The sequence below is a fragment of the Prevotella sp. E15-22 genome (assembly GCF_023204875.1).
GTDB lineage: Bacteria > Bacteroidota > Bacteroidia > Bacteroidales > Bacteroidaceae > Prevotella.
The window spans coordinates 3288600-3305446 of record NZ_CP096247.1 but is presented as its reverse complement, the minus strand read 5'-3'; the positions used below and the strand labels follow the sequence as shown (position 1 = coordinate 3305446).

The 16847-nt window shown below is 47.8% G+C and carries 12 protein-coding genes and 1 pseudogene; 10 read left to right on the top strand and 3 right to left on the bottom strand.

Annotated features, from left to right (window positions below; translation table 11 throughout):
* Position 1: 1 nt before the first annotated feature.
* The 8 genes from M1D30_RS13600 to rd all read left to right on the top strand — a co-directional run bounded on the left by M1D30_RS13600 (position 2) and on the right by rd (position 12260).
* Positions 2-1342, top strand: a complete 1341-nt coding sequence (locus M1D30_RS13600) for an MFS transporter (RefSeq protein ID WP_248504890.1) — start codon at positions 2-4, stop codon at positions 1340-1342.
* A gap of 35 nt (positions 1343-1377) precedes the next feature.
* On the top strand, positions 1378-4551 hold the full coding sequence (locus tag M1D30_RS13595; protein WP_371874113.1) for a SusC/RagA family TonB-linked outer membrane protein: 3174 nt from the start codon (positions 1378-1380) through the stop codon (positions 4549-4551).
* Between the two features lie 15 nt (positions 4552-4566).
* Positions 4567-6327: a SusD/RagB family nutrient-binding outer membrane lipoprotein gene (locus M1D30_RS13590; protein WP_248504888.1), complete on the top strand. Its 1761-nt coding sequence runs from the start codon at positions 4567-4569 to the stop codon at positions 6325-6327.
* A gap of 36 nt (positions 6328-6363) precedes the next feature.
* Positions 6364-7932 carry an IPT/TIG domain-containing protein gene (locus tag M1D30_RS13585; protein ID WP_248504886.1) on the top strand — a complete coding sequence of 523 codons (1569 nt, stop codon included), beginning with the start codon at positions 6364-6366 and terminating at the stop codon, positions 7930-7932.
* 179 nt (positions 7933-8111) lie between these two features.
* Positions 8112-10268, top strand: coding sequence for an alpha-galactosidase (locus M1D30_RS13580; protein ID WP_248504879.1), 2157 nt, complete (start codon positions 8112-8114; stop codon positions 10266-10268).
* Between the two features lie 103 nt (positions 10269-10371).
* Positions 10372-10974 (top strand): DUF4254 domain-containing protein, encoded by a 603-nt coding sequence (locus M1D30_RS13575; protein ID WP_248504877.1) that lies wholly within the window; start codon positions 10372-10374, stop codon positions 10972-10974.
* 29 nt (positions 10975-11003) lie between these two features.
* Positions 11004-12056, top strand: a complete 1053-nt coding sequence (locus M1D30_RS13570) for a glycosyltransferase family 9 protein (RefSeq protein WP_248504874.1) — start codon at positions 11004-11006, stop codon at positions 12054-12056.
* 42 nt (positions 12057-12098) lie between these two features.
* Positions 12099-12260 (top strand): rubredoxin, encoded by a 162-nt coding sequence (gene rd, locus M1D30_RS13565; RefSeq protein ID WP_248504872.1) that lies wholly within the window; start codon positions 12099-12101, stop codon positions 12258-12260.
* A gap of 87 nt (positions 12261-12347) precedes the next feature.
* Here rd and M1D30_RS13560 read toward each other — a convergent pair whose 3' ends face one another.
* Positions 12348-12890: an RNA methyltransferase gene (locus tag M1D30_RS13560; RefSeq protein ID WP_248507874.1), complete on the bottom strand. Its 543-nt coding sequence runs from the start codon at positions 12888-12890 to the stop codon at positions 12348-12350.
* 427 nt (positions 12891-13317) lie between these two features.
* Between M1D30_RS13560 and nadA the strand changes: the two genes are divergently transcribed.
* Positions 13318-14307 (top strand): quinolinate synthase NadA, encoded by a 990-nt coding sequence (gene nadA, locus M1D30_RS13555; RefSeq protein WP_248504870.1) that lies wholly within the window; start codon positions 13318-13320, stop codon positions 14305-14307.
* 105 nt (positions 14308-14412) lie between these two features.
* Here the strand turns inward: nadA and M1D30_RS13550 are convergent.
* Positions 14413-14984, bottom strand: a pseudogene (locus tag M1D30_RS13550) (virulence RhuM family protein); the annotation flags it as partial.
* Positions 14985-15184: 200 nt separating this feature from the next.
* Between M1D30_RS13550 and M1D30_RS13545 the strand changes: the two are divergent.
* The gene (locus M1D30_RS13545; protein ID WP_248504867.1) at positions 15185-15850 is read left to right on the top strand and encodes a DUF6563 family protein; all 666 of its coding nucleotides are present in this window, start codon (positions 15185-15187) and stop codon (positions 15848-15850) included.
* A gap of 51 nt (positions 15851-15901) precedes the next feature.
* On the opposite strand, the gene M1D30_RS13540 is transcribed toward M1D30_RS13545, so the two are convergent.
* Positions 15902-16846: an acyltransferase family protein gene (locus M1D30_RS13540; RefSeq protein WP_248504866.1), complete on the bottom strand. Its 945-nt coding sequence runs from the start codon at positions 16844-16846 to the stop codon at positions 15902-15904.
* Position 16847 lies beyond the last annotated feature (1 nt).

Here is a 16847-nt window from a genome sequence, read left to right as displayed (position 1 = left end):
TATGGCACAGTTAAGAGAAAAGATTGGCTATGCCCTAGGCGACGCCGCCGCAGGAGGTATCACTTGGAAGGTGATGTCGATTGCGTTTCCGCTGTTCTTTACCAATGTGTTTGGACTCACCGTGGCAGATACAGCCACACTGATGCTCATCGCTCGTATGTTCGACGTGGTGACCGACCCCTTGATGGGTACGCTGGCCGACCGTACGCAGAGCAGATGGGGCACCTATCGTCCGTGGATCATCTTTGGAGCCATCCCCTTTGGACTCATCTTCGCGCTGTTGCTCTATACACCCGACTTCGGACCTGTGGGCAAGCGTGTATGGGCCTATACGCTCTATCTGCTGATGATGGTGGTCTATACGGCTGTGAACGTGCCCTATGGCTCGCTCCTAGGTGTGATGACCGAGGATGACAACGAGAAGAACCAGTTCTCGAGCTATCGCATGGTGGGCGCCTATGCCATGGGCTTTATCACGCTGCTCAGCTTCCCCTATCTGCAGAAGCTGGTGGGTGGCACTGACCAGCATCAGTATGCTGTGCTGGGTGCCTTCTTTGGTGTGTTGGCTGCTGCTGGCACGCTGGCCTGCGGACTGCTGACCAAGGAGCGACTGAAGCCTGTGCGTGCTGAGAAGTTCTCGCTGAAACCCTTCGGCGACTTGTTCCGCAACCGTCCGTGGGTGATCCTGACGCTCATCGGCATCTGCATGAACTTCTTCAATGGCTTCCGCTATGCTGTGGCTGGCTATATGTTTGAATACTGTCTGCATGGCGATGTGACCATCAGCGGCCTCATCATCAACTATACGGTGTTTATGACCTTCGGCGAACTCACCTGCATGGTGTTTGGTGGCGTATCGCCCGTGTTCACCAAGTGGGTGGGCTCTAAGCGCAAGGCTTTCATGTGGGCAGCTGCTATCTGTGTGGCCACATCAGTGGTCTTCTTCCTGATTCCCATGGATGCGGCCTATATCTGGCTGATGGTGGCCATCGTGATCATCACCTCTATAGGCATTGGCATCTACTCGCCCCTGCTGTGGTCGATGTATGCAGATGTATCCGACTATGCCACTGAGAAGAACGGCACGTCATCGACGGGCTTGATCTTCTCGTCGGGCACCATGGCCCAGAAGTTTGGCACGGCCATCAGTGGTTCGCTGGTGGCACTCCTACTGGGCATCGCCGGCTTTATATCGGGCACGGATGCCGATGGTCAGACGGTGATCACCATCACCGATGCCGACAGTGTGAACAGTATGATATGGGCGTTGTTCTCTGTCTTCCCTGCCATCATCGCTGGCATCATGATGGGACTGCTCTATCTCTATCCTATTAAGAAATAATACCCTTAACATTATAACTTAAATAACAAACTAACATGAACAAAAACAAATTGCTTCTCAGCTTGCTATGTGCAGGAATGATGTGGACGCCAGCCATGGCTAATGCCACAGAAGGAAGCCGAACCTCAATGACTGCCGCCCCCGACGACCAGGAGATTACTGGTACGGTGGAGGACGCCGATGGTCCGCTGATTGGTGCCACTGTAAAGGTGGTGGGTACGACAACAGGTGTAGCAACCGACAACAACGGACGCTTCAAACTAAGATGTAAGCGTGGTGCGATGTTGGAGGTGAGCTATATTGGTTACGTGAACAAGACCGTGAAGGCTCAGCCTGGTATCAAGATTATCATGGCCGAGGACAAGACAGAATTGAGCGAAGTGGTGGTCACCGCCTTGGGCATCAAGCGCGACCGTAAGGCGCTGGGCTATGGTGTGGCCGAGATTAAAGGTGCTGAACTGACCAAGGCCAAGGAGACCAACGTGATGAACTCGCTGGCTGGTAAGGTGGCCGGTCTGGTGGTTCAGAACACAGCTGGCGGCAATGCTGGCTCAACACGCGTGATGCTGCGTGGTAACACTGAGATGACGGGCAACAACCAGCCGCTCTACGTGATCGACGGTGTGCCCCTCGACAATACAAACTTTGGCAGTGCCGGCACGGAAGGTGGTTATGACCTGGGTGACGGTATCTCGGCCATCAACCCTGACGATATTGAGAACATGACTGTGTTGAAGGGTCCTGCTGCCTCTGCTCTTTATGGTAGCCGTGCCTCACATGGTGTGATCCTGATTACCACGAAGAAGGCCGAGAAGGATAAGATCAGTTTGGAATATAACGGCTCGCTGACCGTTGACGTGCAGAACGCCATGTGGGATGATATCCAGCAGGTTTACGGCATGGGCTACGGCGGCCAGTTCAGTAAGACGGCTACCTCGGGCACCAACAGCAGCTGGGGTCCGAAGGCCGACAACCAGATGGTGGAGTACTTCGACGGCGTGCAGCGTCCGTTCCAGATGTACAAGGATAACACCAGTGCTTTCTTCCGTACAGGTGTGACAGCACAGAACACGGCCATCCTGTCGGTTAACTCGGGCAAGACGGGCATGCGCTTCAGCGTGACCGACATGCGCAACAAGGACATTCTGCCCAACACGCATATGAGTCGTGACAACTTCAACCTGCGCGTAAATACATCGGCCGGTCCTGTCGACCTGGACTTCTCGATGAACTACACCCGTGAGGACGTGAAGAACCGTCCGGCACTGGGCGACTCGCAGAGTAACGTGGGTAAGAACCTGATGACGCTGGCTGGCACCTATAACCAGGCCTGGCTGAAGAACTATGAGACCAGCGAGGGCGACTATGCTAACTGGAACGGTAACGACCAGTATAACAAGAACCCCTACTGGGATCTGTATAAGAATGGTAATACCTCTGAGAAGGATATCTTCCGCTTGACGGCCAAGGCCATCTGGAACATTGATAAGCACCTGAAGCTGCAGGGTACGGTGGGTACGGATATCAACAACATGACCTTCGAGGAGTATATCGCCAAGACCACACCTGGTAAGTCGGCTGGTCAGTTGCAGGACCAGATCTTCAAGAACCGCACACTGAATGCCGAGTTGCTGGCGATGTATAACAACCAGTTTGGCGACTTCGACGTAAACGCTACCCTGGGTGGTAACATCTTCAAGGTGGACAACCTGACCACCATCAACACTGGACTGAACCAGCAGATGAAGAACGTGATCAGCATCATGAACTACGGCGAGCAGAGCATTCAGCAGAACTCGTACAAGAAGCAGATTAACTCTATCTTCGGATCGGCCAGCGTAGGCTATCTGCACACTTACTATCTGGAGGGCACCATCCGCGGCGATAAGTCGTCGACACTGCCCACGAGTCATAACGTCTATGTATATCCCTCTGTATCGGGTAGCGTGGTGTTCTCGGAGTTCATCAAGAACAAGCAGATCATCAACTATGGTAAGGTGCGTGCCTCTTGGGCACAGGTGGGTAGCGATACCGACCCCTATCAGCTGGTGACCAGCTATACCAACAGTAAGTACTCATATTCGGGCTATGCCATGGGTCTTATCAGCAATAAGGTAAAGCCCAACCCCGACCTGAAGCCCACGAAGACCAACTCGTTTGAGCTGGGTGTGGAGACGAAGTTCTTCAACGGTCGCTTAGGACTGGATGTGACCTATTATGACCAGATCTCTAAGAACCAGATTATCGCGCTAGCCTCATCATCAGCTGCTGGCTACACACACCGCCTGATTAACGCCGGCGAGATTCAGAACAAGGGTATCGAGGTGGCCGTGAACGGTCGTGTGCTGCAGATCAAGGACTTTGCATGGGATGCTGGTGTGAACTTCTCGAAGAACGTGAACAAGGTGAAGTCGCTGGTTGACGGCATGGACTACTTCGAACTGGAGAAAGCCACATGGTGCGGCGTCAGCGTTGGTGCCGAGGTGGGCGAGAACTACGGCTCGATCATGGGTAAGGACTTTAAGCGCAACGCTAACGGCGACGTGATTATCAACGCCAAGACGGGTCTGCCCGAGGTGGACGACCAGATTCGTACGCTGGGTAATGCCACATGGGACTGGACCGGTGGTTTCTATTCTACCTTTACTTATAAGAACTTCCGCCTCTCGGCTGGCTTCGACGTGAAGGTGGGTGCCGACATCTTCTCGATGTCTATGCGCTCGGCCTACCAGACGGGTAAGGCATCGGGCACACTGGCTGGCCGCGAGGAGTGGTATGCTTCCGAGGAGGCTCGTCAGGCTGCTGGCATGACCTCGGCTGAATGGCTGGCATCTGGCAATGCCCGTGGATATATTGTTCCTGGTGTGATTGACAATGGTGATGGTACCTATACGCAGAACACCATTCCTGTGAACCCAGAGGCTTACTGGAAGAGTGCTGCCGACAATGCACCTGGTATGTTTGTTTACGACAACTCGTATGTGAAGTGTCGTGAGATTACCTTTGGCTATACCGTTCCTGAGAAACTGCTGGGTAAGGTGGTGAAGAGTCTGAACGTGTCGTTCGTGGCTCGCAACCCGTTCATCGTATGGAAGAACATTCCTAATATTGACCCCGACTCTGGCTATAACACCTCAGGACTGGGTCTGGAGTATGGCTCGCTGCCCTCACGCCGCAGCTATGGTATCAATGTCAATGTCAAATTCTAAAAAGGAGGAACGATTATGATTACTAATATTTTCAAGAATACCATCGCTGCCTGTTCTTTGTGCTGCGGCATTGCCGTTGGACTGACCGCCTGCAGCGACAGTTATATGGAGGGTCTGAACGAGGACGATACGAAGACCCTGACCGTGGATCCTAACGCACAGCTCACTACTTCTCTACTGCAGACCTATGGTGACTTTGGACTGATGGATACATATCGCAGTTATATCACGGGCTTCACACAGCATTTCGCTGGTGGCTGGAACGTGTCGAACTATGGCGGCAGCGTGCATGCCTTCGACGACCAGACACGACTGATCTGGGACCAGTACTACTCGGTGGCTATCAAGAACCTGCGCGATGCCATTGCCCACAGTGAGGACAGACCTAACCTGAACGCTGTACTGCGCATCCATCGTGTGTATCTGATGTCGGTGATCACCGATACTTATGGTGATGTGCCTTGCCTGTCGATCAACACGAGTTTGGAAGAGGGTACGCCCACGCCTAAGTACGACAAGCAGAAGGATATCTACGACTTCTTCTTCACTGAGTTGAAGGCTTGTGCCGACCAGCTGGGTACGGGCAACGACAACGTGACGGGCGACGTGACGAACTATGGTGGCGATACTGACAAATGGAAGAAGTATGCCAACTCGCTGCGCCTGCGCTTTGCCATGCGTATCAGCGATGTGGAGCCTGAAAAGGCAAAGGCTGAGTTCGAGGCTGTGGCAGCCGATGAAGCTAACTACATCACTTCGGCCGACGATGATGCTTTCATCAAGTATACGAACAGTCCGTTCACACTCTATGACGGTTCGCGCGACCAGGACTACCGCGTGAATGCACTGGGCGAGATGCTCTATGGTCAGGATCCTACCTCACCAACGTTTGTATGCTCTACGCTGTTCGACTATATGAATGATAATAACGACCCTCGCCTGTACAGCATCTGCCGTCACTACAATAACGTGAAGCGCAGTGAGATTAAGCCTGACAAGGAGGGTAATGTGGACCTGACCAACGAGGTGCTGGCTTATCTGAAGAAGAAGGATATGGCCGAGGCTCCCTGTAAGCCGGGTGCTGCCTGGTGGAACAATTGGATCAACGGTCCAGACAACCTTGACGACATCCCCACTCTGGCTAAATTAGTAAAGATGTTCCCTGAGGTGGGCTACGAGAAAAACAACTTCCCTGCTCGCATGATGCGTCCTGCACTGTCTATCGACTTCTGTCAGCCCGACCGTCCAGGTATCCTGATGACATCGGCTGAGGTGAACTTCCTGCTGGCCGAGGCTTATACGAAGGACTGGAAGGTGAATGGCACTGCCGTTGACCACTTCAAGACTGGCATCAAGGAGGCCATGCAGTTGCTGAACAAGCACTACCTGACCGACGAGGCTATCATGCAGCAGGCCGACATCGACGCTTATATCGCCAACATCATGGCTGGCGACCCGCTGAAGAATGCTGACAAGGCGCGCGAGTCTATCAACCTGCAGGCTTGGATCCTGCATATGATGAACCCTGCCGAGGGATGGGCTAACCTGCGTCGTTCCGACTATCCTGTGCTGACCGACCGCTCAAAGCTGGATAAGTTCCTCAGCGACTTCACCTACGATGATGATAACCTGACCACACCTGTGCGTCTGTGCTATCCTATCCTCGAGAAGAAGTACAACGGTGAGAACTATCAGGAGGCACTAGACCGCATGGGCGGTAAGGACGACTGGCACCATCGTATGTGGTGGGATGCCTTTGACATCAACGTGAAGTAAAGAACATTAGTCGTAACAACGAAAAGAACAACAACAATGAAACTCAAGAATATATTTTTCGCTTGTTTGGCGGGCTTAGCCCTGACAAGCTGCTCGAACGATGAGGATGCATTCTTCACGGTCAGCGAAAACGATGCGCCACGCATCCTGAATACTGACTTCCCAGAGGCCGGCTTCAACATCAACCGCAATGAGCCACTGAAGTTTGAGGTTCTGGTGACACCTGCCGACATGACAACGGTGACATGGCAGGCCGATGGTAAGGTGGTGTTTACTGGTAATAACATTGACCAGGTTTTTGAGGCTGGTGACTATACTCTGAAGATTGTGGCTACCACGACGAAGGGTAAGGAGACCTCGCGCACCATGCGTCTCACCGTTAAGCCTATTGATGGTGACCCAATAGTTGACGACGACGCGCAAGCACGTATTCAGGCTCCTGGAGATGCCGTGACCATGAATGGCTCTAATTTAACGAATATCAAGAAGGTCAGAATCAACGACCGTCTCATTGACGTTACAACAGTCAGCAACACTAGCATTCAGTTTACGATGCCTGCCGACATGCCTGATGGCCAGTACCGCTTATCACTTCTTGATGAAGTGGGTCAGTCCTTTGGTGGTGGTTTGGTAACCGTCTTTAGTGATGCCCTTATTACAAAGGGTGATTTCATGGGACAGTCAGAAGGTTTGGTAACAATGCCTGGTCGTAAACTCAATGACGCGAAGTCAGTAACGGTCAATGGTCAGGAATGCTCTATTGAGAGTATTACAAATGATCAGATTGTTATTAAGTTGCCAGCTCTTGAAGAGGGTGTATATGATGTAAAAGCCACTACGAATAGTGGTGCCGCCATCAAATTCCTCCAGAACGGCAATCTCGTTGAAACAGCATCTATCAAGGTATCACTTATTGCAGAGGAAGTACTGTGGGAAGGCACTCATTCAGTAGACTGGAGTACTATCTTTGAGAAGAACGAATTGGCAGCTAAGCTGAAGGAAATTGCAAAGCCTCGTGCCATCCTTCGTCTCTATGTGAAGCGTACTGATAGTGAATATGCCAAAGGTTGCGCTGCAGTTAACTGGGCTGACATCGTGAATGGTGGCACAGATCCTAACCGTGGTGATGTAGACATTACATTTGAAGACAAGTATATTGACTTCAAACTTACTGCCAAGTCTATGGAGTTGTTGGATCAGAACAACTTCCAGGTTGTAGGTCATGGTTTCGACCTCCTGAAGATTACTCTCATTCAGCCCAGTGAAGAGGAATTGTGGTCAGGTAATCATGCTGTAGACTGGGGTACCATTTGGGAAGACGATGGAACAATCACCACTCTGTTAAAGCAGTCAGCAGGTCCTGGTTCTATTCTCCGTCTTTATGTCAAGCGCACCGATACCGAGTATGCCAAGGGTTGTGCTGCAGTAGGTTGGGCTGACATCGTGAATGGTGGTACAGATCCTAACCGTGGTGATGTGGACATTACGTTCGAAGATACTAAGGTTGAGTTTAAGTTGACCAAGAAGTCTATGGAACTGCTTAATAATGGTAATTTGCAGGTAGTAGGACATGGATTCGACTTGACGAAGATTACTATTGAATAATTTCAATTTAATCCAAATTAATAATAATCCCTCACTCAATTCTCTACCCTAAGGAGATGAGTGAGGGGTTTTTCTTTTTGTCAACCATCATACCATTTAATATCATTTAACTGAATTAAACCGTTATTATCGTAAATTGTTTCCTACCTTTGCGGGCAAATAACAAAAACAAAACTTTTATGAAACAATTACTACTCTCTGTTTTGGCCTTGACACTGACTCAGACCATGAGTGCCAAGGACGTGTTTGTAAACACCCCAAAGACCACATTGATGCTGGCCGCAAACGAAGGTCAGACACCACGTATTCACTACTACGGCTCGCGCATCAAGGCCGACCAGGCCCACGAGGTATATGATGCCATGAGCATCAACTACGACGCCTATCCTGCCTTTGGTCGCAACAGTTTTGACGAGACAGCATTGAGTGTGACCCATTTCGATGGCAACATGTCTACAGAACTAGTGGTGACGGGTAGCCGACAGGAGGGCGACCTGACCATCATCACCCTGAAGGATAAGAAATACGACTTCTTCGTGGACCTCTATTATAAAGCCAACAACCAGAGCGATGTGATTGAGACCTGGACGGTGATTCGCAATGGCGAGAAAAAGGCCATCAAACTGGAGCAATATGCCAGTGGTGTGATGACCCTCAGACAGGAGGGAGCCTGGCTGACTCATTTCCACGGTGCCTGGGGACAGGAGGCCGGTATGACTGAAGAACCCCTGACAGCAGGTCTGAAGGTGATTGTCAACCACGATGGAGTGCGCACAGCAATGGACGACCGTGCTGAGGTGATGATATCTCTCGATGGTAAACCTCAGGAGAACAGCGGACGCGTGATTGGTGCTGCCCTGTGTTGGACAGGCAACTATAAACTGCGCATCGAGACACGCGGAAAATATCGCCACACCCTGTTGGCAGGTATCGACGACCTGCACACAGCCTATACATTAAAGCCCAATGCGACGTTTGAGACCCCAAAACTGGCTATGGTCTATAGCGAAGAAGGCAAGGGCGGCGTGAGTCGCGCTTTCCATCGCTGGGGCCGCAACGGACAGTTGCACAATGGCAAGGCACTTCGCGAGATTCTGCTGAACTCATGGGAAGGTGTTTATATGGATGTCAACCAGAAGGTGTGCGAGCAGATGATGGACGGCATCAAGGAACTAGGTGGCGAACTCTTCGTTGTCGATGATGGTTGGTTTGGCCGCAAGTATCGTCGCACCAATGACTCTCAGGCCCTGGGCGACTGGATGACCGACACCCAGAAACTGCCCAACGGTGTGCCTGCCTTGCTGAAGGCTGCCGAAGACCGTGGATTGAAGTTTGGCATCTGGATTGAGCCAGAGATGACCAACAGCAAGAGTGAACTCTTCGAGGCTCATCCCGACTGGGTGGTGGCTCATCCCACACGCGAGTTATCTATGGGTCGTGGTGGCACCCAGCTGGTGCTTGACCTCTCGAATCCCAAGGTGCAGGATTTCGTGGTGGGTATCGTGGATAACCTGGTGAAGGAGAACCCCACGCTGCATTATATCAAATGGGACTGCAATATGTCGATGCAGAACTATGGCAGCAGTTACCTCACAGCCGACAAGCAGAGTCATCTCTTCGTGGATTATCACTTAGGACTGCGCAATGCCTTGGAGCGTATCCGCAAGGCCCATCCCGACCTCGTTATCCAACTCTGTTCAAGTGGTGGCGGACGCGTGAACTGGGGTGCCCTGCCCTACTTCGATGAGTTCTGGGTCTCTGACGATACCGATGCCCAGCAGCGCCTCTTTATACAATGGGGAACCAGCCATTTCTTCCCCACCCTGGCTATGGCTCAGCATGTAAGTGCTTCGCCCAACCATCAGACAGGTCGCGTCATTCCCTTGAAGTTCCGTTTCGATGTGGCTATGACGGGCCGACTGGGTATGGAGATGAAGCCCAGCGACTTGAACGACCAGGAGCGCGCCTATGCCAAGAAGGCTGTGGCTTTCTATAAGGAGATTCGTCCTATCATCCAGTTGGGCGACCAGTATCGCCTGCTCTCTCCCTACGACAATCATGGCTTCTGCAGCGAGATGTTTGTCACAGAAGATAAGAGTGAGGCCGTGTTCTTCTGCTATAAGTTTGAGAACTATATCGGCCTGGAGACTCCTCGTTGGCATATGGCCGGATTGGACCCCAACGCCACCTATCGTCTGAACGAATTCGAAGGTACAGAGCGCAGTCGTTATTTTGAAGGAAAAACCTTTAGTGGCAAATTCCTCATGGAGACAGGTATCGACGCCACATTGGGTCGTCAGTTTGCCAGCAGGGTGATAAGACTAAAGAGAATATAAGGCGAAGAGTGCAAAAAATCAATAATTTTAAGTAAAAACGTTGGATATCTCAGAAAGTCTGCGTAAATTTGCAGTTTGAAAAAACAAAGATTCAAGTAAATATATGACTTTTACAGAACAAGCAAACAAGATTTTCCAACAGGCTATTCGTGACTATCATCTGACAGATAATGTTGATACTCCTGTCAATAATCCATATGAGAGAGACAGTATTGAATACAAGCTCTATCTGAAATGCTGGATTGACACCGTACAATGGCACTTTGAGGACTTGATTCGCGACCCACATATCGACTTGGCAGAAGCGCTGCAGTTGAAGCGTCGCATTGACCACTCGAACCAAGATCGTACGGACTTGGTTGAGGAGATTGATACTTACTTCCGTCAGCTGTTCAGCGACGTAGAGCCTAAGGCTGATGCGCGCCTGAATACTGAGAGTCCTGCATGGGCCGTTGACCGTCTGTCGATTCTGGAGCTGAAGATTTGGCACATGAAGGAGCAGGCTGAGCGTCAGGATGCCTCTGAGGAGCACAAGGCTCGTTGCCAGGCTAAGCTGGAGGTGCTGCTGGAACAGCGCGTTGACCTGTCGACTGCCATCGACCAGCTGTTGGAGGATTATAAGTCAGGTAGCAAGGTGATGAAGGTATATCGTCAGATGAAGATGTACAATGATCCCAGCACGAATCCTGTACTTTATAAAAAGTAAAAGGTAAAAAAGTAAAAGAGAAAAAGAGGGTGAAGCGTCAGCATATTCTGGTTATCAGATTCTCGGCTATGGGCGACGTCGCTATGACGGTGCCCATTGTCTGGGCTGTGGCCCATCAATATCCCGAGGTGAGAATCACGGTGCTGAGTCGTGCCTTTGCCCGTCCGTTCTTTGAGAACCTAGCACCTAACGTGAACTTCATGGAGGCCGACCTGAAGGTGGAGTATCACGGCATTAAGGGTTTGAACTCACTCTACAGACGACTGACAGCCAAGCAGTTTACGCATGTGGCCGACCTGCACTCGGTGTTGCGTTCGAAATACTTGAGAATGCGCTTTAACATGGGCCATTTCAAGGTGCAGCATATCGACAAACATCGCAAGATGCGCCGACAGTTGGTGAGCAAAGAGAACAAGGTTCGCCAGCAGTTGCCTACATCGTTTGACAACTATGTAGAGGTGTTTGCCAAACTGGGATTCCCTATCGAGAAGAACGAGTTTAAGTCTATCTTCCCTGCCGAAGGTGGTAACCTGCACTGCCTGCCTGAGCAGATTGGCATGAAGGGGGAGAACGAGAAGTGGATAGGTATAGCACCTTTTGCTGCTCATAAAGGAAAGATTTATCCGAAGGAACAGATGCACGAGGTGGTGCGCCTGTTGACGGAGAAAAATCCCAAGGCGCGTATCTTCCTCTTTGGACGCGGAAAGGAAGAAGAGGAGATATTTCCCAAATGGGCACAGGAAATGCCACAATGCACGTGTGTAAGCTGGCATTTAGAGGGCATAGAACAGGAACTGATACTGATGAGTCATCTGGACGTGATGCTCTCGATGGACTCAGCCAATATGCATATGGCTTCACTCACAGGCACGCCCGTTGTCTCTGTGTGGGGTGCCACTCATCCTATGGCTGGCTTTATGGGCTGGAATCAGAATGAAAAGAATGCCGTGCAAATTGAGATGGACTGCCGTCCATGCAGTATCTATGGTCAGAAGCCCTGTATTCATGGTGACTACCGTTGTATGACGGGCATCAAACCAGAAATGATAGTCGAGAAGATTACCAATATCATTAACTTCTAGAGTTATTTTATCTATAATTATTAACCCCTAAAACAACGTGTTATGAAAAAGTATGTATGTAATGTATGCGGTTATGTATATGACCCAGCAGCAGGTGACCCAGACAGTGGTATCGCTCCAGGAACAGCTTTCGAGGATCTTCCCGATGATTGGACTTGTCCTGTTTGCGGTGTGAGCAAGAGTGACTTCTCGCCAGAAGAATAAAAAAAAGGATTCAATAAATAAAAAAGTGACGTCAAAAAAGGCGTCACTTTTTCATTATAAACATATTGTTTGTCATTCCTATGAATGCTATTCAGCCTGCTTAAAGATACTGTTTAGCATGAAGTGATAGATAACAATGCCTGCCGTAACCGACACGTTCATAGAGTGCTTGGTGCCAAATTGCGGAATCTCCAGACAGCCGTGTGAAGCGTCGATAACCTCTTGGTGAACACCCTTCACCTCGTTACCCATGACAATGGCATAGGTCTTACCTGGTTCTGGTCGGAATCCAGGAAGCTTTGTGGAGTGCTCTGCCTGCTCTACACTATATACCTCCACTCCCCTACTCTTCAGTTCCTCAACAGCCTCTAAGGCTGTATCGAAATGGCGCCATTCCACACTTTCCTCGGCTCCAAGGGCTGTCTTGTGAATTTCATTATGAGGTGGACAGCCAGTGATGCCACACAGGTATACGGCCTCCAGGCGGAAGGCATCAGCCGTGCGAAACACACTACCCACGTTGTGCATGGATCGCACATCATCTAATATCACTATCAGTGGTGTTTTCTCGGCTTCATGATACTCCTCTACCGAGAGTCGTTTCATTTCTATCGTACGCAGTTTTCTCATATCGAATACAAAGGTAATCATATTTTTCATTTTTCATCTTTCATCTCTCAACTTTTTTGTGGATAACTATGTGGATAAACCTGTTAATAACTATATAATAACTATATAGGCTATGCACACCCCCTGTCGGGATGTGGATATGCACACCTTTATCCACGGCTTTTTTTGAAGTTTTCCACGTTTTTTTGCTGAAAAAAGATATAAACTTAGTAATTTTGCACCGAAATTGCAAATTGTGGAAAACTATCACACTTGTCTCATTTTCAATAAGAAAGGATTAACAGTAGGTGTGAATAAGTAGATATTACAATAGAATAACTAAATGAGCAAGAAATAGACGTGTAAGTTTTGCACTTATCCACGCCATATCATATTACTCATTTTCTATTTTTTAAAAAAGAAAGAAAAATAAAAAGATAATAATGCAATGTTGAAAACCGAGTGGACAGAACAGGGATTTATCAATGAACCAGCAGAAGCAGGTGTTGACTTGAAGAAAGAAATACGTCGACTGTGTGAAGAGAAAGGCGCCATCATCTTGGCGCACTACTATACTACTGGAGACATTCAGGATGTGGCCGACTTTGTTGGCGACTCGTTGGCTTTGGCTCGCAAAGCTGCCGAGACGGATGCGAAGATAATGGTGATGTGTGGTGTGCACTTTATGGCTGAGACCTGTAAGTTGCTCTCGCCAGATAAGGTTGTTCTCTGTCCCGATTTGAATGCTGGTTGTTCATTGGCTGACAGTTGTAAGGCTGAGGATTTGAAGAAGTTCAAGGACGAGCATCCTGGCTATCAGGTGATCTCTTATGTGAACACAACAGCTGCAGTGAAGGCATTGACCGATGTGGTGGTGACCAGTGGTAATGCAAAGAAGGTGGTTGACCAGTTGCCAAAGGATGGTAAGTTTATCTTTGGTCCCGACTATAACCTGGGTAATTATATCAATGAGGTGACAGGGCGACAGATGTTGCTGTGGAATGGCGGCTGTCATGTGCACGAGCGTTTCTCAGTGAATAAGATTATGGCGTTAAAGAAGCAATATCCCGATGCTGTAGTGATGGCACATTTAGAGTGTAAGGGACCAGTACTCGCTGTAGCTGATATAAAGGGCTCTACGGCCACAATGCTGACCTATGCGCAGAATTCCTCAGAGAAGCGTTTTATCGTGGCCACAGAGGCCGGAATTCTTCACGAGATGCAACGTACTTGTCCTGACAAGGAATTCATCCCTGTGCCGCCAGAAATCAGCGAGAGCGGCCTTGAGTGTTCGTGCAACGAATGTCAGTATATGAAGATGAACACACTTCTTAAGATCTATAACACTTTGAAGTATGAATGGCCTCAGATAGAGGTTGATCCAAAGATTGCCAAAGAAGCTGTGAAACCTATAGAAAAAATGCTGGAGTTGAGTTAATAGTACTCAACTCCAGTTTTTTATTTATGTTGCAATGATTAGAAAATTAATTTATCATGCACATGCTTTTGCAAGTAGTTATTCGTTCTTCTGATTGATGAGATTAACTACAACTTTTACCATGACATCCTTCTCCTCAACACTGGGATAGAGTTCCTCACCACCAAACGTCTGATAAATCTGACCTATACTACTCTTAAACGAATCATCCTTCTCGTTTCCAAAGAGTGCTGAGTCTTTATAGTGCGTCCTAACATCTGAACCAATTGGCGCAGTTCGCCTATCTGTTCACTATGTATACGCTGATTGACGGCGTAGCCTTTCACAAGATAGTCTTTTAAAACCCTATTTGCCCATTGGCGAAACTTTACACCTCGTTTAGAGTTCACACGATATCCCACAGAGATAATCATGTCTAAATTGAAGTATGGAATATTTCGTTTTACAGTTCTTTTTCCTTCAATCTGAACTTGTGCAATTTTTGCACATGTTGATTCTCTCTCTAATTCTTCTACTTTATAGATGTTGTTAATGTGGCGTACTATAGAGGTTCGGTCGGTCTGAAACAAATCAGCCATTTGAGCCTGAGTCAACCACACCGTCTCATTCTCCAAGCGGACATCGATCTGCGTCTGTCCGTCCTCCGTCTGATAGATTATAATTTTATCTTCTTTCATAAGATTTTTAATTCTTCAGCAAAATTAATATATTTCTACTAATATAGTATGCAAAAATCAAAAATGTTACTTATATAGTAATTTTTTTTAATAAATTACTATGATGAACCTACAATTTTTTTTTGAAAGTTATGATGTTTTTTAAAATTTAATTATCTTTGCAATCAGAAAATTCATTAACTAAATACAATCATTAAACAATGAAAAAACTATTATTTTCAACCTTCCTAAGCTTTATTGCTGTTTTATGCAGCGCACAGTACCGTTATTGTAATACATACGAAGATTTCCTTGAAAACAGATGGCAGGAATTAGATACGCTTTATATAGACAGTCATAGTAAAAATCAGCAATTATGGTGGGGAGGTAATGATTTCACTTTAACCACTGGCGATAAAGCCTTCGACAATATATTGAAAAAGGATATATTTATCGTGTCGCAGGGTGATACGTTGTATGTGAATTGTCGTAACCTACGTTATCATCATGGACGTTTTGGTAATGGATATACCAGAGCAGTACGTATAGGTCAGCACAGCCTACTATTTGTTAATAAGTGGATTGGTGATGATGCCTTTAATAATTCCTCGATGGCCATATTGTTTGGTGCTGTCGGTGCTATGGCAGCAGCTAATCAGCAAATAAAGAATCAGGTGTGTTATATCATCTCATCAGGTGCTAATAGTAAGGGACGCGTTAATATACGTTTGGTAGATGATAATCTAATGGAACAAATGATAGCTGGCGCCAACCACTACGAATTGACTAGCGATTTTTACTCTGTGAAAGATACAGAGATGCGTCTATTGGCTAATCACGTGATTCCTATCCTCGAAAAAGCTGGCCTTTTGAAAGAAGTATTTTAAAGTATCACTAACTTATTTCTGTGTTTTACAGGATTTCTCTTGCAATAGTTACTAAAGCGGCACGTATCTGTTGATGAGCCATGTTAACAGGCTGGCGAGGATATATACGAGGATAAAAGCCAGGATAAAGCGATAGAAATAACCCTCGTAGGCGAAGCCAATTCTGTTCATCGTCATCGCCACTATCAATGGACATCCGCCACAAAGGAAGTAGTATGTGATGCTATGACGGCCAGTCCATTCAATGAGCTTATTATTCGGAATAAAGGGAATAAGTGATACGATCAACAATAGCCACGTGATGGCATCTGCCAGGAATAATGGCGCACTTTCAATGGCTATGTTCCTCATGGGAAGATCCACCTGATACTCATATACTTTTATCAGAATAAGAATAGATAAAAGTAATAATGATATATATGGCTTGTTGATAGTGTTGAAAACGGCCTTGTGTTTGTTGTAGAAATAGCCTAAATAAAGGAAATCGAACGCCAACAGAGCGTCTTGCCATTGCCAATAACTGTGTTGATTAAATGGTAATAGATAATAGCTTATAAAGCAGAGCAGCGCTACTGTTGATAACCATCGTTCTTTTCCACGACTTATCCATAACAACAGGGAGAACAACACCTCTGCTATGATGAGGGCCGCTATGAACCACGACGCATTACCTAAAATGATGTTTGACGCTATTTCAGAAAAGTTTATCTCGCTGTTTCTGATTAATAGTTTAGGAACAGCCAGGAGAGAGGTAAATACGAAATATGGTAATAACAGGTATCTGCCTATGGCCTGCAGTTTTCTTTTGATTTGGAATGCTGTATCCTTATATAAAAGAAAGCCAGAGATGAAATAAAAGAGGATGATGGCGTTGGTGGTATAGACGTAATAAGGTGTAGCAATTTCTTCTCCCTTGTAATATACTTCAGTATGGAATACAAGGATGAGAATCATTGAGAAGCCTCTCAGAAAGTCAATCCATCCTATTCTTTTCATG